Below are 15630 nucleotides of genomic sequence, written 5' to 3'. Positions count from 1 at the left end.
CGGTCTGAGGTGGCTGAGGTGGTAGCAGGGGACCCTTGTTACCTCTTTTCGAGTAGCAGGGGTCCCCTGCAACCACCCGACGCAGCGGGCACCGCCGCGCAGACGGGGGGCGTCGGCGGTGCGGACGTGCCCGGGGACCTCGCCGCCCGGCAGGCTGCCCTGGTCGCGGCCCTGGTCGCCGGGGCCGATCCGCCGCCCGGCTTCGACCTCCGCCGGTTCGGCGCGGCCCGGGAGGCGCTGCTGCGCAAACGTGCCGGGGAGGTCGCCCGGCACTGGCCGCTGCTCGCCGCCGGGCTCGGCCACGCCTGGCCGGCGACCTTCGTCCGGTGGGCGGCGACCCGGCCCACCCGGGGCGGGTTGCGCGACGGCTGGGACCTCGCCCGCGAGTTGCGCGCTGGGGACGGCCTGCCCGCACTGGCCGTCGGGGAACTCGCCAGCCGCGAGGCCGCCCACCGCTACGACGGTGAGCAGTCCCCGCGCCCGCGTCGGCTGCCGGCCGTCGTCCGGGTCGGCGACGCCGTCGCGGTGCAGCTCGCCGGCCGGGTACGCCTGCTCGGCACCCGGCGGTAGCGACGCCGGCCGGCTACGGCAGGATCGACGGCATGGATCTGGGACTCACCGACCGGGTGTACGTGCTGACCGGCGCCTCCCGGGGGCTCGGCTTCGCCACCGCCGAGTGCCTCGTCGCGGACGGGGCGAAGGTGGTGCTCTCCGCCCGGGACACGGACGCGGTCTCCGCCGCCGTCGAGCGGCTCGGCGGCCCGGCACACGCCGTCGGGGTCCCCGGTGACCTGGCCGACCCGGCGCTGCCGCAACGGCTGGTCGACACCGCCCGGGAGCGGTTCGGCCGGCTCGACGGCGCACTGGTCTCGGTCGGCGGGCCGCCGCCGGGCACCGCCGCCGGGGTGAGCGACGAGCAGTGGCGGACCTCCTTCGAGACGGTCTTCCTGGGCACCGTCCGCATGGTCCGGACGGTCGCCGACGCGCTCCCGGCCGGCGGCGCGATCGGGCTGGTCCTCTCCACCTCGGCGCGGTACCCGATCACCGGTCTGGGCATCTCCAACGGGCTGCGGCCCGGCCTGGCCGGCGTGGCCAAGGACGTCGCCGACGAGTACGGTCCCCAGGGCGTCCGGGTGGTCGGGCTGCTGCCGGGGCGGATCATGACCGACCGCAACCGGCAGCTCTTCGCGGCCACCGGGGACGCCGAGGCGGCCCGGGCCGCAGCGGAGGAGGGCATCCCGCTGCGCCGGGTGGGCGAGCCGACGGAGTTCGGCCGGGTCGCCGCGTTCGTCCTCTCCCCCGCCGCCAGCTACCTGACCGGCATCACCGTCCCGGTCGACGGCGGCGCGACCCGCGACCTGTGACCGCCACCGGCAGTCGGCGGGTCACCCGGTCGACCCCGGCCGTGACCGACCCGCCGCTGCCGTCGGCCCGGCCGACCCGGGAGCAGCTCGCCGCCGCGGCGGACCGGACCATCCCCGACGTGCTCGCCGACGGACTGGACGTGCTCTTCGTCGGGATCAACCCCGGGCTGTGGACGGCGGCGACCGGCTGGCACTTCGCCCGTCCCGGCAACCGGTTCTGGCCCGCCCTGCACCGGGGCGGCTTCACCTCGCGCCAACTGCATCCGAGTGAGCAGGACGAGCTGCCCGGCCTCGGCCTCGGCATCACCAACATGGTGGCCCGGGCCAGTGCCCGCGCCGACGAGCTGACCGCGGCCGAGCTGGTTGCCGGGGCCCGGATCCTCACCGACAAGGTCGTCCGGCACCGGCCGCGCTGGGTCGCGGTGGTCGGGGTGACCGCCTACCGTGCCGGGTTCGCCCGCCCGAAGGCCAGCTTCGGACCCCAACCGGAACGGCTCGGCGACGCCCGGTTGTGGGTGCTGCCGAACCCGAGCGGACTGAACGCCCACTTCACCGCCGAGACGCTCGGCGCCGCCTTCGGCGAGCTGCGGGCGGCGGTACGCGCGGCGGGCTGACCCTCCGCCGCACCGGCGGCGTCCCCGCCGGTCGGATGTGTCGCCGCCCGGTGCCAGCGGGCCGGGCGTCCCGGCGCGTACTCAGTTGGCCACGTGTGGCGGCAGGGCCTCCTCGGCGACGTACGCCGCCATCGGCACCGTGGTGACCACCGGCTCGGGGCCGGTCGCGTCGGCGTACGGGCTGGGAGAGTCGGCCACCGCGAACTGGGTGCGGTACAGCTCGGCGTAGAGACCGCCGACCGCGACCAGTTCGTCGTGGCGACCGCGCTCGACGATGCGCCCCTCGTCGAGGACGAGGATCTGGTCGGCGTCCCGGACGGTGGAGAGCCGGTGCGCGATCACCAGCGCGGTACGCCCGGCGAGCGCGACCGACAGCGCCCGCTGCACCGCCGCCTCGCTCTCCGAGTCGAGGTGGGCGGTGGCCTCGTCGAGGATCACGACCGACGGGGCCTTCAGCAGCAGTCGGGCGATGGCGATGCGCTGCTTCTCGCCTCCGGAGAAGCGGTAGCCCCGCTCCCCCACCGTCGTCTCCAGTCCGTCGGGCAGGGACCGCACCAGGTCGGCCACCTGCGCGCCGGCCAGCGCGGCCCAGAGTTCGTCGTCGGTGGCGTCGGGCTTGGCGTACCGCAGGTTCTCGGCGATGGTCTCGTGGAACAGGTGGGAGTCCTGGGTGACCACACCGATCTCGTCACGCAGCGAGCCGAGCGTCGCGTCCCGGACGTCCACCCCGCCGACCAGCACCTGCCCCTCGGTGACGTCGTAGATCCGGGACACCAGCATCGACATGGTCGACTTGCCGGCCCCGGACGGCCCGACCAGGGCGACCATCTGCCCCGGCTCCACCGCGAACGAGACACCCCGCAGCACCGGCTCGTTGGTCCTCCGGTCCAGCGCGGCGACCTCCTCCAGGGAGGCCAGCGACACCTCGGCCGCGCTCGGGTAGCGGAACCGCACGTCGCGGAACTCGAGCCGGCCGTTGCCGCGTGGCACGGACACCGCGTCCGGCTTCTCCTCGATGCCGGGCCGCAGGTCGAGCACCTCGAAGACCCGGTCGAAGGAGACCAGCGCGCTCATCACGTCCACCCGGACGTTGGACAGCGCGGTCAGCGGCCCGTAGAGGCGGGTGAGCAGCAGGGCCAGGGTGACCACGGTGCCGGCGCTGACCGCGCCGCTGACCGCCAGCCAACCGCCCAGGCCGTAGGTGAGCGCCTGGGCCAGCGAGGCGACCAGCAGCATCGCCACGAAGAACGTCCGCGAGTACATCGCCGACTGGATGCCGATGTCGCGTACCCGCTCGGCGCGGCGGGCGAAGCGGCGGGCCTCGACCTCGGGAGCACCGAAGAGCTTGACCAGCATCGCTCCGGCCACCCCGAACCGCTCGGTCATGGTGGCGTTCATCTTGGCGTCGAGGTTGTACGACTCGCGGGTGATCTCGGCCAGCCGCCGGCCGACCCGGCGGGCCGGAATGATGAAGATCGGCAGCAGCACCAGCGACAGGACGGTGATCTGCCAGGAGAGGGTGAACATCACCGCGGCGGTGAGCACGAGTTGGATGACGTTGCTGACCACGCCGGACAGGGTCGAGGTGAACGCCCGCTGGGCGCCCAGCACGTCGTTGTTCAACCGGCTGACCAGCGCCCCGGTCTGGGTACGGCTGAAGAACTGCAACGGCATCCGCTGGACGTGGTCGTAGACCCGGGTGCGCAGGTCGAGGATGATGCCCTCGCCGATGCGGGCGGAGTACCAGCGCTGGGCCAGCGAGAGCAGCGCGTCGGCGACGGCCAGACCGGCGATGAACAGGGCGAGCCGGACCACGGTCGCGCCGGCCTCGGTGCCGCCCCGGGTGATCGCGTTGATGACGTCGCCGGCCAGTACCGGGGTGGCGACCCCGATGATCGCGGCCAGCACGACGGTGACCAGGAAGACCACGATGTCGCGACGGTACGGCCGGGCGAAGGCGACGATCCGCTGCCCGGTGCCCCGGCTGAGCCGGTGGGTGGAGACGTCGTCGGAGTTCCGCATCGACCGGAGCATGCTCCAGCCGACCATGCCGCCGCCGTTGGGATTCACGCGTCACCTCCGGGTCGTGCGGGACCGACCGCCCGCGCCGTCAGGTCGATTGTCCCGACCCCTACGACAACCTCGGCGGTAACCCGGTTCTTCCCGAGCGGTCCTTACCTCTCACTCGCCGAGTCCCGTCAGGTCCCGTAGTCGCCGGACCTGCGCCTCCCGTTCGGCGCGCTGCTGCTCCGCCGGGGTCCGTCGGGCGGCACCCGCGAGCAGGGCCTTGATCTCGATCACCGCGTCCCGGTTCCCGGCCAGCAGGGCGGCGACCAGGTCGTCGGTCGCCCCCGTCAGGTCCGTGGGCGGCACGACGAGGGTGGCCAGGCCGATCCGGTCGGCCTCGGCGGCGTCGATCCGCCGGCCGGTGGCGCAGATCTCCAGCGCCCGGGAGTAGCCGACCAGGTCGACCAGGCGCCCGGTGCCGGCGAGGTCGGGCACCAGCCCGAGGGTGACCTCGGCCATCGACAGCCGGGCGTCCTCGGTGAGCACCCGCAGGTCACAGGCGAGCGCGAGCTGGAAGCCCGCGCCGATGGCGTGCCCCTGCACGGCTGCCACGGAGACGATGTCCGGCCGGTGTAGCCAGGTGAACGCCGCCTGGAACTCGGCGATCCGGTCGGCGCACTCCGACTCGGGCAGCCGCGCCAGCTCGGCGAACGAACCCGGCCCGGTCGCGGTGGCGACCGACAGGTCCAGCCCGGCGGAGAACGTCCGACCCTCGCCCCGTACGACGACCACCCGGACGTCGCCGGGCAGGCTTCGGGAGAAGTCGCGCAGTGCCTGCCACATGGCCGGGGTCTGGGCGTTGAGCACGTCGGGCCGGCACAACGTCACGGTGGCCACCGGGCCGGCACACTCCAGCCGTACCCCGGGCCCGGTCGTCACCGGGCTGCCCGGGGCGTGGCGGGAAGGAACGACGTTGGTGGGTGGATCACGCCTTCTTACGGCGACGGGCGCCGCCGCGCTGCCGCAGCTGCACCCCGGACTCGGTGAGCACCCGGTGGATGAACCCGTAGGACCGGCCGGTCGAGGCGGCAAGGGCGCGAATGCTCTCACCCCCGGTGTACCGCTTTACGAGGTCCTTTGCGAGTGTCTGACGCTCGGCTCCGACGATCCGGCGACCCTTCTCAGTGCTGGTGGCTGTGCCAGTGGCTGCCATGCTGATTCCTCACGTCGCAGACTGTGCGGTTCGGATAACGGTCCAACCTATTAGACCGCCTCGGACGATCATGCGCCAGATATCAACTCTTCGCCAATCGACACGCTATGCAGTGTCAGGTTCCCGATAAAGTGATGACACGTCCGGGTGATCCCGTGTCGTCCGCCGCCGGATATCCCCCTGACCAGGGCGGACGCACTGCGCCGCCGGGGAACGGGTACGGACGCGTACCCGGCCCGCGGGGCCGGTCCCGACGGCGTGGCGAGCGGTACCGCCGCGTTGTTTCACCGCGACCGACGTCGATGACAGCGTCGGGTCCCAGGCCATCCCGCGCGACCAACGTCGATGCCAGCGTGGGGTCCCGGGCCATCCCGGCGGAGTCGATTGCCCAGCGCCTCTGCGTCGGCGCCACGGCCTGCCGACTGTCGCTGTGGAAGATCGGTGGCCACCCCGGGTGGTCCGGGCGGTGCGGCGGACCGGACACTGGCTGGTGCCGGTGATCTTCGTGTCCATCGGCGTGGTGATCCTGGCCGGTTCCGGGGTGGCCGGCCACCTGGCCGACCGGCTCGGGCGAGAGGAGAGAAAACGTGTTCGCCGTCCCACTCACCGAGGACGCCCAACTCCGCCCGCTGGAACCGTGGCAGGCGGCCGAGTTCCTCGCGCACATGGACCGGGCCCGGGAGTACGTCGACCCGTGGGTCCCGTTCGCCGGGCTGAGCACCGACCTGGAGTCGGCCCGCGCCGTGCTCCAGCGGTACGCCGACCGGAGGGCCGCCGATACCGGCGCGATCTACGGCATCTGGCGCGATGGCGTCCTGGTCGGCGGCACGCTGTTCGTCGGCTTCGACGCCCGCAGCGGCGTCTGCGAGGTGGGCTGCTGGCTGGAACGGTCCGCCGAGGGGCAGGGCCTGGTCACCCGGGCGATCCGCCACATGATCGACTGGGCCTTCCAGGAGCGGGACATGCACCGGGTGGAGTGGGTCAACGCCGCGCACAACGTCCGCAGCGCCGCCGTCGCCCAGCGGCTCGGCATGCGCCTCGACGGCGTGCTCCGCTCGGCGTTCCCGTACCGGGGCCAACGGCACGACAACCAGGTCTGGTCGGTGCTCGCCGACGAGTGGCCGACGGAGCCCACCCCGGCCTGACCGCTGACCGTTCGGGCCGGGCGGCCGGCAACCGAGCCGGCCCGGCGCGGCGGTCGCGTGGGCCACGGGCGCGCGGCCCGCACGCCGGCCGGCGACCGGGCCCCGGCCCGGGGCGGCCCGGCCGCCGGGTGCCGGTCGGCCCCGGGTGCCGGTCGCCGGTCGCCGGGTGCCGGTCGCCGGGTGCCGGTCGCCGGTCGCCGGTCGCCGGTCGCCGGTCAGGCCAACTCGACCAGTTCGAGCAGGTCGTCGCTCCAGGCGTCCTCATCGCCGTCGGGCAGCAGGATCGCCCGGTCCGGCTTCAGCGCGGTGACCGCCCCCGGGTCGTGGGTGACCAGCACGATCGCCCCCGGGTACCGGGCGATGGCGTCGAGGACCTGCTCCCGGCTGACCGGGTCGAGGTTGTTGGTCGGCTCGTCCAGCAGCAGCACGTTCGCCCCCGAGCAGACCAGGGTGGCGAGTGCCAGTCGGGTCTTCTCCCCACCGGAGAGCACCCCGGCCGGCTTGTCCACGTCGTCCCCGGAGAAGAGGAACGCGCCGAGGATCTTGCGCAGATCGGTGTCGGACTGCTCGAACGCGGCGCTGCGCATGTGCTCCAGCACCGTGCGGTCCACGTCGAGGGTCTCGTGCTCCTGCGCGTAGTAGCCGAGCCGCAGCCCGTGGCCGGCGTTGACGGTCCCGGTGTCCGGCTCGAGCAGGCCGCCCAGCATCCGCAGCAGGGTGGTCTTGCCGGCGCCGTTGAGCCCGAGGATGGCCACCCGGGAACCCCGGTCCACCGCCACGTTCACGTCGGTGAAGATCTCCAGCGAGCCGTACGACTTCGACAGGCCGGTGGCGGTGAGCGGAGTACGGCCGCACGGGGCCGGGGTGGGGAAGCGTACCTTGGCCACCTTGTCGGAGACCCGGACCTCCTCCAGCCCGGAGAGCAGCCGCTCGGCCCGGCGGGCCATGTTCTGCGCGGCGACGGTCTTGGTGGCCTTGGCGCGCATCTTGTCCGCCTGGGCCATCAGCGCGCCGGCCTTCTTCTCGGCGTTGGCCCGCTCCCGGCGGCGGCGGCGCTCGTCGGTCTCGCGCGCCTCCAGGTACGCCTTCCAGCCCAGGTTGTAGACGTCGACAACGCTGCGGGTGGCGTCGAGGAACCAGACCTTGTTGACCACCGCCTCAAGCAGCGAGGCGTCGTGGCTGATCACGATCAGGCCGCCCTTGTGGTTGGCGAGAAAGCTACGCAGCCAGGTGATCGAGTCGGCGTCGAGGTGGTTGGTCGGCTCGTCGAGCAGCAGGATGCCGCCGCCGTTCTCGCCGGCGTCCCGGAAGAGGATCCGGGCCAGTTCGATCCGGCGGCGCTGACCGCCGGAGAGGGTGCCGATGGTCTGGGCGAGGGCCCGGTCGGGCAGGCCCAGGTTGGCGCAGATCCGGGCGGCCTCGGCCTCGGCCGCGTACCCGCCGAGGGAGGCGAACTGGTCCTCCAGCGCGCCGTACCGACGGACCAGCCGCTCGTCGGAGCCCTCGGCGGCGAGCTTCGCCTCGATCTCCTGCATCTGGGCCATCAGCACGTCCAGGCCGCGCGCGGAGAGCACCCGGTCCCGGCCGGTGACCTCCAGGTCGCCGGTACGCGGGTCCTGCGGAAGGTAGCCGATGTTGCTGCGCCGGTCGATCTGCCCGGCGTAGGGCTGCCCCTCCCCGGCGAGGACCTTCAAGCTGGTGGTCTTGCCGGCGCCGTTGCGGCCGACCAGGCCGATCCGGTCGCCCGGCTGCACCCGCAGGGTGGTGTCGGACAGCAGGATCCGGGCGCCGGCGCGCAACTCCAGGCCGGTGGCAGTGATCATTGTGGCGAACTCGCTCTCAGGGGCCGGAAGGGCTGACTCAGGGCACGCGAAAGCGCCGGCGGGATCGATTCACCCGTCGGCGCGGGGCGGTTCAGCCTTCGCAGAGCAGCACGGCTCCGATTGTACCGGGGCGCCGAGTCCGGCCCGGCCCGGATTACCATCCAAGATCATCGGGTACCGAATCCTCGTCCATCGCCTCATCACGGAGCTGGCAGACGATCGGGGTAACCATGGAGCTGAACGAGAACGCGCGCATCGACACCAGCCAGGTAGACGACCGGCGGGGGTCCGGCGGCGGAGGCGGCCTCGGCATTCCGATCCCGGTCGGCGGCGGTGGCCGGGGCGGGCTGGTCGGCCTGATCATCGCCGTGGTGGTGGCGCTCGCCGGGGGCGGCTTCGGCCTCAACGCGGCCCTCGACGGCGGTGGCTCGGAGCAGGGCGACAACACCTCGCTCGAGCAGAAGTGCTCCGCCGACAACGCCCTCGACCAGCTCGACTGCCGCAACACGCTCTACGTCAACTCGATCCAGGCGTACTGGCAGAAGGCACTGCCGGAGCGCTTCGGCGAGCAGTACCAGGCGAGGGACACAATCTTCTTCAGCCAGGCCGTCTCCACCGGCTGCGGCAACGCCGACTCGGGGGTCGGCCCGTTCTACTGCCCCGCCGACCGGCAGGTGTACATCGACCTGACCTTCTACCAGGTCCTCGCCGACCAGCTCGGCGCGGCCGGCGAGTTCGCCCAGCCGTACGTGCTGGCCCACGAGTACGGCCACCACGTGCAGACCCTGCTCGGCACCGAGCCGCAGGTGCGCCGTCAGCAGCAGCGCGACCCGGACAACGCCAACGCGCTCTCGGTGCGGATGGAACTCCAGGCCGACTGCTACGCGGGCGCCTGGGCGAAGAACGCCACCGGCACCACCGACGCGAGCGGCCAGAAGATCTTCACCAGCATCACCCAGCAGGACATCAACCAGGCCATCGACGCCGCCGAGAAGATCGGCGACGACGCCATCTCGGAACGGGCGAACCGCCCGGTGAACCCGGACGAGTTCACCCACGGCACGTCGGAGCAGCGCCGCGAGTGGTTCACCCGGGGATACGAGACCGGTGACCCGAAGCAGTGCGACACCTTCAGCGGCAGCGTGTAGCAGACGACGGTCCGGGTCCGGTGGTTGCCCACCGGACCCGGACTCGTTCCGTGTCAATCCGGAACTGCCGGGGCTGCTGAGGCTGCGACTGCTTCTGTTGGTCGACACTCGTCCCTGCGGCGGTCTCGGCCACCCAGGGTGCCTACAGGGATAGTCCGGAAGTGCGACCTCGAACCTTCCGGTGCCCCGTCGTCACGTTCTTTCGCCATCTCAGGCTGCGCCACCGAGTCGCCCGGTACCGAGACTGTCTCAGACGTCCGTAATGGACGGACCACTACAGGAGGCCGTGGCTCCGTGCGTACCTTGAGAAACCCGCTCCCGTGCAGGGGAGGCGGGCTTCCAGGCTCAGGAAGCCGTCGATGAGGCTGCCAGCGTTAACCTCGGTGAGCTTGCCGCCTCGGCAGGCCATGGCGAGCAACCAGACCGTGCCGTGCACCTCGATGCCGTGCTCTCGGGCGACCTGTTTTGCCCGTCGATCATCCGTGAGCGCCACACCGGATCGCAGCTCTGCCAGTGCGAAGACGCTGGCTTCACCCTGGTCGCGGTCACCGGCGCCGACCAGGCTTGACCATTTCAGCAGAGCGAGGATTTCCTCGTCGGTGTCGAACGGGGTAATGGCCAGCCAGTCAAGATCGGAGATCGCGTCCAACTCCGGGTACTGCGCGCCACCATGACGTAGCTCGTCGCTGACGACTCTCGTGGTCCAGCAGTCCCAGCCCAGAAGGAGATCGCCCAGGACATCGAGCCGGTCGGTTCGAGCGAACTGGCTGAGACACATCGTGTCGAGGACGAGAACGTGAGAACCCGTTGCCGTAGACAGGCTCACGGCTCAACGTCCGAGTCATCCCGGGTGGGAAGATCCGCCGCGCTAATCTGGCCATGCATCAGGGCGACGGCCCGCCTGTCGGTGATCTTGTTGCGCCACCATGCATGCATTACCGATTGGGCATAAGTGGGCGGCACAATCTCGTCTTGTAGATCTGGCTGGGGCGTCCACCCGACGGCTTCCATGAACTCAGATCGGGTTGGGTTCGCCTTGCTCCACGCCTGCCGTGCTTCCCGGCTGACCAGACCGGCCAGCCCGGCTTGCCGCAGGGCCAGCGACCAGGAGGCGCGGTAGCGGGCGGCGAACTCCACGAGCCGCGCCCTGGACAAGCTCTCGGAGCTGCCCGACCCGGCGGCCAAGGTAGCCACGGGCAGCAGCAACTCTGCGGCAAAAGCGTCGATAACCGCCTCACGTTCGGAGCGCGAGGCATGGAGCCCAAGGTCGCTTGAGTATTCGTCCCCGATGATCATGTGGCCCAGCTCGTGGGCGACGGTTGCCCGCCGTCGGCCCGGGTCGGGCACCCGGCTGACCACGGCGACAGCAACATCGCCATCAAGTACCGAGGCGCCCTCCCCGGCCAGGTCGGTCGCCAGCACGAACTGCCCAGCACTCTCGCAGACCTTCACAATGCTGTCGATCGGCTCGTCGCCCAAACCCAGCTCAGCCCGCACCCAGGCAGCCGCTTGACGGGCGTCCGCCTCGGTGGCGACCTCGCCGGGGTAACGCAACAAGGCCGGCTGCCGCAATACCCCAAGATCGATGAGCTGACGCACCTCCCGTAGCCACTCGACCAAGGCGATCTCCAGACGATGGGACTGCCGTGTCACCGCGCTGTCCGTGTCCTCGGTCAACTGTGCTGACCGTCGGGAGATCACCTCGGGATGCGGCCGGATCAGGTGATCCATCGAGACACGGAGCGCCGACGACAGCCGGATCAACTCCACCGCGTCCAAGCGTCGAGTGCCCGCCTCCACCTTGGCGATCATCGTGCGGTCAAGACTCATTGCCTGAGCGAGGTCGCTCTGAGTCATGCCCATCGCGAGCCGGACCTGCCGCACTCGCTCACCGATCTCGGACCACACCAGCTCCCCAGCCATGTTGCGATAATCGCACACTGAGAGCAGAACGGGTCGATGCTCCGAGATCAGGGCTCCCGCATCCAGAGCGCCGGGTCGTTGACGAAGACACCCTTGCCCTGGTGCCGCCAGATCACTCGCAGGGCTTCGAGCCGGACGAAGACCTGCTTGACGGTAGACGGGCTGACCCCGTGCATCGTCGCGAGCTGCGTGATCGAGGGCAGCCTGTCGCCCGGCATGAGCTTCCTGGCTCGGACGTCGGCGACGATCTCGTCGGCGATACGGATGTAGTCGGCGGTAATCGGCATGACTCCCCCTGCGCGGCACGGCAATTCGATCACGCATGGGCACACGGCGACAACTCTGCGTTTGACTCAGGTGACTGGGACAGCTAAGTTGGCTCGTGCCTCTCCCCTTGCGTGGCAACGAGGAACGAGAGGTTCCCCCTGGTCGGGGTGGGTTACGCGTGCTCGTTCCGACCTGTTGGACCGCTCTGTCGCCGTACTGCTGAGGAGAGCTGCGGTGGCAGGGCCGGGCGGGTCGCCGCATGCCGGCGTGTGGCGACCCGCCCCTTCCCCGCACCACCCGCACGGACCCTTCACCCTCCCCCGCCCCGGAAAGGACCGACGTGGCCCAGGTGTATCGAGGCGGCCGGCTCTACGACGGCGGCCTCCCGGACCGGTTGACCCCGCACGAGGTACGCACCCGCGCGTTCAGCCCGCGTCGGCGTGGGGTCGATGCTGGCGAGGTACGCAAGTTCCAGTCCGAGGTCGCCGACGAACTGGCCGACCTGCACCGGCAGGTCCGCCTGCTCAGCGAGGAGAACGCACGGCTCACGCGGGCGCTGCGGGACTGGCAGACCATGCACGCCCGGGAGTGCCGGCCGAACCGGGGCCACTGGTAGCGGTGCGGATCACGCCGGGTGATCTGCTGCGGGTCGACGGCTGCGCGTCGGTGCAGTTCGGTGGCAAGCGGGCGTTGACCCTGCGGGTGGTGGCGGTCCTGCTCGACCGGCCGACGTTCGACGGTTGGATCTGGCTGGCCGGCTACGTGCTCGACGCCAAGGGCCTGGCCACCGACCGGCGGGAGCTGTTCGTCCAGCTCGCCGGCCTGTACCGGTTGGCCGTGGCGGCTGCGCCAGCCCCGTGTGCTCCCAGGCGGCGACCGACGGTCAGGGCCAACTCCTGAGCGATGGCTGCCGGGCGCGGGGGCGCGGTCAGGCCCAGGCCCTGGGCACGGACGTCGGGAGCGGTGGGGCTGCCAGGTCGGTCCGGCTGGCGAGGATGGCCAGGGTTTCCCGGCGTACGTCGTCGATCTCGTGCACGAGGCGGCGGTGGGCGAAGCGGACCACCAGGATGCCGGCGCTGGCCAGCAGGGCGTCCCGCCGTAGGTCGACTTCGCGCTGCCGGGGGTCGCCGTGCGTGGTGGCACCGTCGAGTTCGATGTTGACGCGTTCCCGTTCGGCAAGCATGTCGAGGTACATGGTGCGCTGGCCGATCCGGATGCGGACCTGCCGCTGGAAGGGTGGCATCCCGGAGCCGGTGAAGACGTGCTCGTGCCCCCAGATCTCCAGTTGGCTGCGGCAGCCCTCGGCGAGCCGAGGTCAGCAGGGTCCGGAGGGCGGCCAGGTCGGTCAGTTTCGGTGTGCCGTCCACGGTGCGCCGCAGCCGCTCGGGGGTGGTGTGGCGGTCGTTGACCTCTCGGATCACCGGTTCCCGTCGGTCCTCTGGTGACAGCAGGGGCCACGAGTCGACCAGGGTCTGGTCGAGGCGGGTCACCGGGAGGCCGTTTCTGCGCACCACCTGCGGCGATTCGACGACAAAGCCGTGTCGTCGGTGCACGCGGACGCCGGGGCGGGTCCGGATGGTGGGTTTCAGCGCCGCGCTCAGGTGCAGGACGTCGCCGGTCGTCTGCTGACGCAGGCCCCACACGTGGAGCGCGCTGAGGTGGCTGAGCGCGGCCCGACCGTCAGCCCAGGCGCAGACCGCCTGATGTCCGAGCGCGGGGTCAAGGCGGCTGAGGGTGGGGAGGTTGGGGTTGGCGTGTACCAGGGCCCGTAGCACCTCGTTCACGCCGTCGACCGTGCCGACGCGTGCGCTACGGCGCAGCCGGCCACCACCTTGATCTGTGGACAGACACCGGACTGTGGACAACGCCCGTCCGGGTCGGTCGTCTGCTACAGGACGGACGGTCCTGGCCGGCTGCGGTGGAATGCCGGCGGCGTGTCGTGTGGCTGACCTGCCAGAAGGTTGGGGGCAGGGACCTGGGGAGACGGGAGGGCCGGGAAGGAGAGGATCCGGGGGTGGGAGGTGCTGACCTGGGGAGACAGCGCATAGGATCGCGCGTACCACTCCTGAGCGGATCTCACCACCGTGACCGGTCGCTTGTGGGTTGACCGTGTCGCCGGTGTCGCACTGGGCCGAACGGCGGGAAAGGCCTGGTCGCTACCGTGATCCGCATGAGCATCTACGACTCCATCGGCGGAGCGCCGGCCGTGCAGGCGACGCTGGAGGACTTCTACGCCCGGGTGCTGGCAGACCGGGCGCTCGTCTCGTACTTCGACGGCGTGGACATGCGGCGCCTGAAGGCACACCAGCGGTCGTTCCTCACAGCGGCGCTGGGCGGGGCCGAGATCTACGCGGGGCGGGACATGGCCACGGCGCACGCCCGGCTCGCTATCACCGACGAGGCGTTCGACGCGGTGGTCGACCATCTGGTCGACACGCTCACCGGACTGGGCGTGCCGGCCGAGACCATTGCCGAGATCGGTGCCGAGCTGGCCCCGTTGCGCCAGGACATCGTGACGAGCCCGGCCGTCTCACCATCCGCGTAGGACAGGTGAGCCTACGGACCGCCACCCGGCTGGTTCCGGGCACGCGCCGCGAGCGGGCTTGTTGGGTCAGGGCGGTGGTTGGTAGCTTGCCGGGTATACGTTCTTGATGATCCGAGCCTGTCTGGACGTGCTCGGTCAGTTCTCGCACAGCGGTCCCGCCGGGTGCGGCCCACAGCCGCTGACCACATCCGCTCGATGGCCGTTCTCCATGTCAACGACCGGATCGAGGCGGCCCCCTGCGAACTGGTCGAGGCGATGGTCAGGTTCGAGGAACGCTACGGCGGTCTTCGGTACCCGGTCCTCGGCTCCAATGGTATGGAGTACGGCCTCGATGGTGCTGCAGTAGGTCACCGCAGCCCTCTTGGGCTAGCCTTTCCCGGCATACTGGACGGCGACTTGACCTGGGGCGTCGACGTACTCGCTGACGGCCGTACCGCCATGGGACGCGGCAAGTGGTCTTACCGCGCGATCGACCGCTCCGTCGATCAGCGTCTGGAGAGCCACGCCCTGCTCGTGGCGGTCCGGGGCTGGTTCCACCGGACCTTCACCTGCTACACGCCGCGTGACGTCGTCCCTGTAGTGGACGAGCGGCGTTTACCACAAGGGGTACCCGAGGCGACCGGCCCGACCGAGCTCTGGTGGCTGGACGAGGACGCCGGCGTCGCCGTCCAGGCCCAACTGCGCGCCTGGCCACATGACCGAGACGAGTGGACCATGCGGTACTTCACTCGGACACCGGCGCAGGCTGCCGACGCGAACCCGGTCGTCTTCGGAGCAACAATCCACGAGACGGTGCCGGCGCTGTGGTGCACGCTGTGTGCTCACGTGGTCGAACCGGGACGTACCTGCCACCGTGTGCACCCGCAATTGATGGGCGATGGAGGCAGCACGCCCATGCCGAGATCAGTAAGTCGATCGTTGTGGGAGGCTTCGTAGGTGACGAGCCTTCAGGAGGCCCTGGACGCCGCCGCTGAGGATCCTGGTTCCCAGCAGTGGGATCTGATCTGGCAGGAGTCGTGTCACCAGGGCACCTGTGATCCCGCAAGCGCCGTTCTGCTGCCCTGGTTGGCCCGGACCTGCGCCAACTTCCGTCCTCAGGAACGCGAGCGCGCCGTAGTCCTCGCTGGCTTCATCGCCGTGGACGCCGACGAGAAGAGCCGCGGCGTGTACGCCGATGACATCGCCTCGTTGCGGGCGCTGACCCTTGAATGCCTCTCGTCTGGGGGGTCCAGCGACACGATGTTCGTGTACCTGCAGCAAGCCGTACTCGGTTTCGACGGTGACGAGGTCTGGGGCAAGGAGCTCGACCGCATCAACGACGGGGAGGTCGATGTGCAGTGTCCGGCGTGCGCTAAGGACCTGCTTGTCAACCTGCAGTCAGGCGGTTCCTCGATCGAGCCCGGGCTCTCCTCCCAGCTGGCCACACGTCTGCACGCTGAGGCGTTGCAGGTGGGCCACGAGTCGGTGGCGGCCGCCCTCACCTACTTGTTCGGCCGGATGAGCTGTCCCGTGTGCGGTGCCGCGTTCAACGTTGCGGACGAGGCGACCGGCAGTCCTTCCCGATAACCGCAGGCATCCTCG

At 70.9% G+C, this 15630-nt stretch carries 18 protein-coding genes; 10 read left to right on the top strand and 8 right to left on the bottom strand.

Annotated features, from left to right (window positions below):
- The first annotated feature begins 126 nt into the window (after nucleotides 1–126).
- Genes GA0074692_RS02890 through mug form a run of 3 tightly spaced genes read left to right on the top strand, consistent with a single transcriptional unit; the run spans nucleotide 127 to nucleotide 1978 of the window.
- Nucleotides 127–570 carry an SCO6045 C-terminal-like domain-containing protein gene (locus tag GA0074692_RS02890; protein WP_091639041.1) on the top strand — a complete coding sequence of 148 codons (444 nt, stop codon included), beginning with the start codon at nucleotides 127–129 and terminating at the stop codon, nucleotides 568–570.
- Between the two features lie 32 nt (nucleotides 571–602).
- Complete coding sequence (locus tag GA0074692_RS02885; protein WP_091639039.1) at nucleotides 603–1364, top strand: SDR family oxidoreductase; 762 nt, start codon at nucleotides 603–605, stop codon at nucleotides 1362–1364.
- Nucleotides 1361–1978: a G/U mismatch-specific DNA glycosylase gene (gene mug / locus GA0074692_RS02880; RefSeq protein ID WP_091639037.1), complete on the top strand. Its 618-nt coding sequence runs from the start codon at nucleotides 1361–1363 to the stop codon at nucleotides 1976–1978. The genes GA0074692_RS02885 and mug overlap by 4 nt, the downstream gene beginning before the upstream one ends.
- Nucleotides 1979–2059: 81 nt before the next feature.
- On the opposite strand, the gene GA0074692_RS02875 is transcribed toward mug, so the two are convergent.
- The 3 genes from GA0074692_RS02875 to GA0074692_RS02865 all read right to left on the bottom strand — a co-directional run bounded on the left by GA0074692_RS02875 (nucleotide 2060) and on the right by GA0074692_RS02865 (nucleotide 5198).
- Nucleotides 2060–4027, bottom strand: coding sequence for an ABC transporter ATP-binding protein (locus GA0074692_RS02875; RefSeq protein ID WP_091652453.1), 1968 nt, complete (start codon nucleotides 4025–4027; stop codon nucleotides 2060–2062).
- Between the two features lie 132 nt (nucleotides 4028–4159).
- Complete coding sequence (locus GA0074692_RS02870) at nucleotides 4160–4924, bottom strand: enoyl-CoA hydratase/isomerase family protein (RefSeq protein ID WP_091639035.1); 765 nt, start codon at nucleotides 4922–4924, stop codon at nucleotides 4160–4162.
- Between the two features lie 46 nt (nucleotides 4925–4970).
- Nucleotides 4971–5198, bottom strand: a complete 228-nt coding sequence (locus GA0074692_RS02865; protein ID WP_007072022.1) for a helix-turn-helix domain-containing protein — start codon at nucleotides 5196–5198, stop codon at nucleotides 4971–4973.
- A 587-nt stretch (nucleotides 5199–5785) separates the two neighbouring features.
- On the opposite strand from GA0074692_RS02865, the gene GA0074692_RS02860 reads away from it, so the two are divergent.
- Nucleotides 5786–6343 (top strand): GNAT family N-acetyltransferase, encoded by a 558-nt coding sequence (locus GA0074692_RS02860; RefSeq protein ID WP_091639033.1) that lies wholly within the window; start codon nucleotides 5786–5788, stop codon nucleotides 6341–6343.
- Between the two features lie 215 nt (nucleotides 6344–6558).
- Here GA0074692_RS02860 and GA0074692_RS02850 read toward each other — a convergent pair whose 3' ends face one another.
- Nucleotides 6559–8166, bottom strand: a complete 1608-nt coding sequence (locus tag GA0074692_RS02850; protein WP_091639030.1) for an ABC-F family ATP-binding cassette domain-containing protein — start codon at nucleotides 8164–8166, stop codon at nucleotides 6559–6561.
- A gap of 230 nt (nucleotides 8167–8396) precedes the next feature.
- Between GA0074692_RS02850 and ypfJ the strand changes: the two genes are divergently transcribed.
- Complete coding sequence (gene ypfJ, locus GA0074692_RS02845) at nucleotides 8397–9314, top strand: KPN_02809 family neutral zinc metallopeptidase (RefSeq protein ID WP_091639028.1); 918 nt, start codon at nucleotides 8397–8399, stop codon at nucleotides 9312–9314.
- 274 nt (nucleotides 9315–9588) lie between these two features.
- Here ypfJ and GA0074692_RS02840 read toward each other — a convergent pair whose 3' ends face one another.
- Genes GA0074692_RS02840 through GA0074692_RS02830 form a run of 3 tightly spaced genes read right to left on the bottom strand, consistent with a single transcriptional unit; the run spans nucleotide 9589 to nucleotide 11524 of the window.
- Entirely contained in the window at nucleotides 9589–10140 is a 552-nt protein-coding gene (locus GA0074692_RS02840) for a PIN domain-containing protein (RefSeq protein WP_091639025.1), read from the bottom strand.
- Entirely contained in the window at nucleotides 10137–11237 is a 1101-nt protein-coding gene (locus GA0074692_RS02835; RefSeq protein WP_245730090.1) for a helix-turn-helix domain-containing protein, read from the bottom strand. The genes GA0074692_RS02840 and GA0074692_RS02835 overlap by 4 nt, the downstream gene beginning before the upstream one ends.
- Nucleotides 11238–11284: 47 nt before the next feature.
- Complete coding sequence (locus GA0074692_RS02830) at nucleotides 11285–11524, bottom strand: winged helix-turn-helix domain-containing protein (RefSeq protein WP_091639021.1); 240 nt, start codon at nucleotides 11522–11524, stop codon at nucleotides 11285–11287.
- A 320-nt stretch (nucleotides 11525–11844) separates the two neighbouring features.
- Here GA0074692_RS02830 and GA0074692_RS02825 point away from each other — a divergent pair, with 320 nt between their 5' ends.
- Together GA0074692_RS02825 and GA0074692_RS02820 are read left to right on the top strand one after the other, a co-directional pair.
- Nucleotides 11845–12120, top strand: coding sequence for a DivIVA domain-containing protein (locus tag GA0074692_RS02825; protein WP_245730088.1), 276 nt, complete (start codon nucleotides 11845–11847; stop codon nucleotides 12118–12120).
- A gap of 2 nt (nucleotides 12121–12122) precedes the next feature.
- On the top strand, nucleotides 12123–12404 hold the full coding sequence (locus tag GA0074692_RS02820; protein WP_091639016.1) for a hypothetical protein: 282 nt from the start codon (nucleotides 12123–12125) through the stop codon (nucleotides 12402–12404).
- Nucleotides 12405–12432: 28 nt separating this feature from the next.
- Here the strand turns inward: GA0074692_RS02820 and GA0074692_RS35570 are convergent, their stop codons facing one another.
- The gene (locus GA0074692_RS35570) at nucleotides 12433–12747 is read right to left on the bottom strand and encodes an endonuclease domain-containing protein (RefSeq protein ID WP_245730087.1); all 315 of its coding nucleotides are present in this window, start codon (nucleotides 12745–12747) and stop codon (nucleotides 12433–12435) included.
- A gap of 927 nt (nucleotides 12748–13674) precedes the next feature.
- On the opposite strand from GA0074692_RS35570, the gene GA0074692_RS02810 reads away from it, so the two are divergent.
- From GA0074692_RS02810 to GA0074692_RS02800, 3 genes are all read left to right on the top strand, one after another.
- On the top strand, nucleotides 13675–14049 hold the full coding sequence (locus GA0074692_RS02810; protein WP_091639014.1) for a group I truncated hemoglobin: 375 nt from the start codon (nucleotides 13675–13677) through the stop codon (nucleotides 14047–14049).
- A gap of 195 nt (nucleotides 14050–14244) precedes the next feature.
- Nucleotides 14245–14985, top strand: a complete 741-nt coding sequence (locus GA0074692_RS02805) for a hypothetical protein (protein WP_141725115.1) — start codon at nucleotides 14245–14247, stop codon at nucleotides 14983–14985.
- Complete coding sequence (locus tag GA0074692_RS02800; protein WP_091639009.1) at nucleotides 14986–15615, top strand: hypothetical protein; 630 nt, start codon at nucleotides 14986–14988, stop codon at nucleotides 15613–15615.
- Nucleotides 15616–15630 lie beyond the last annotated feature (15 nt).

It is taken from the genome of Micromonospora pallida (assembly GCF_900090325.1).
In the GTDB taxonomy this organism is placed as follows: Bacteria; Actinomycetota; Actinomycetes; order Mycobacteriales; family Micromonosporaceae; genus Micromonospora; species Micromonospora pallida.
The sequence above is the reverse complement of the archived record's forward strand: the minus strand, read 5'-3'. Positions and strand labels throughout refer to the sequence as shown.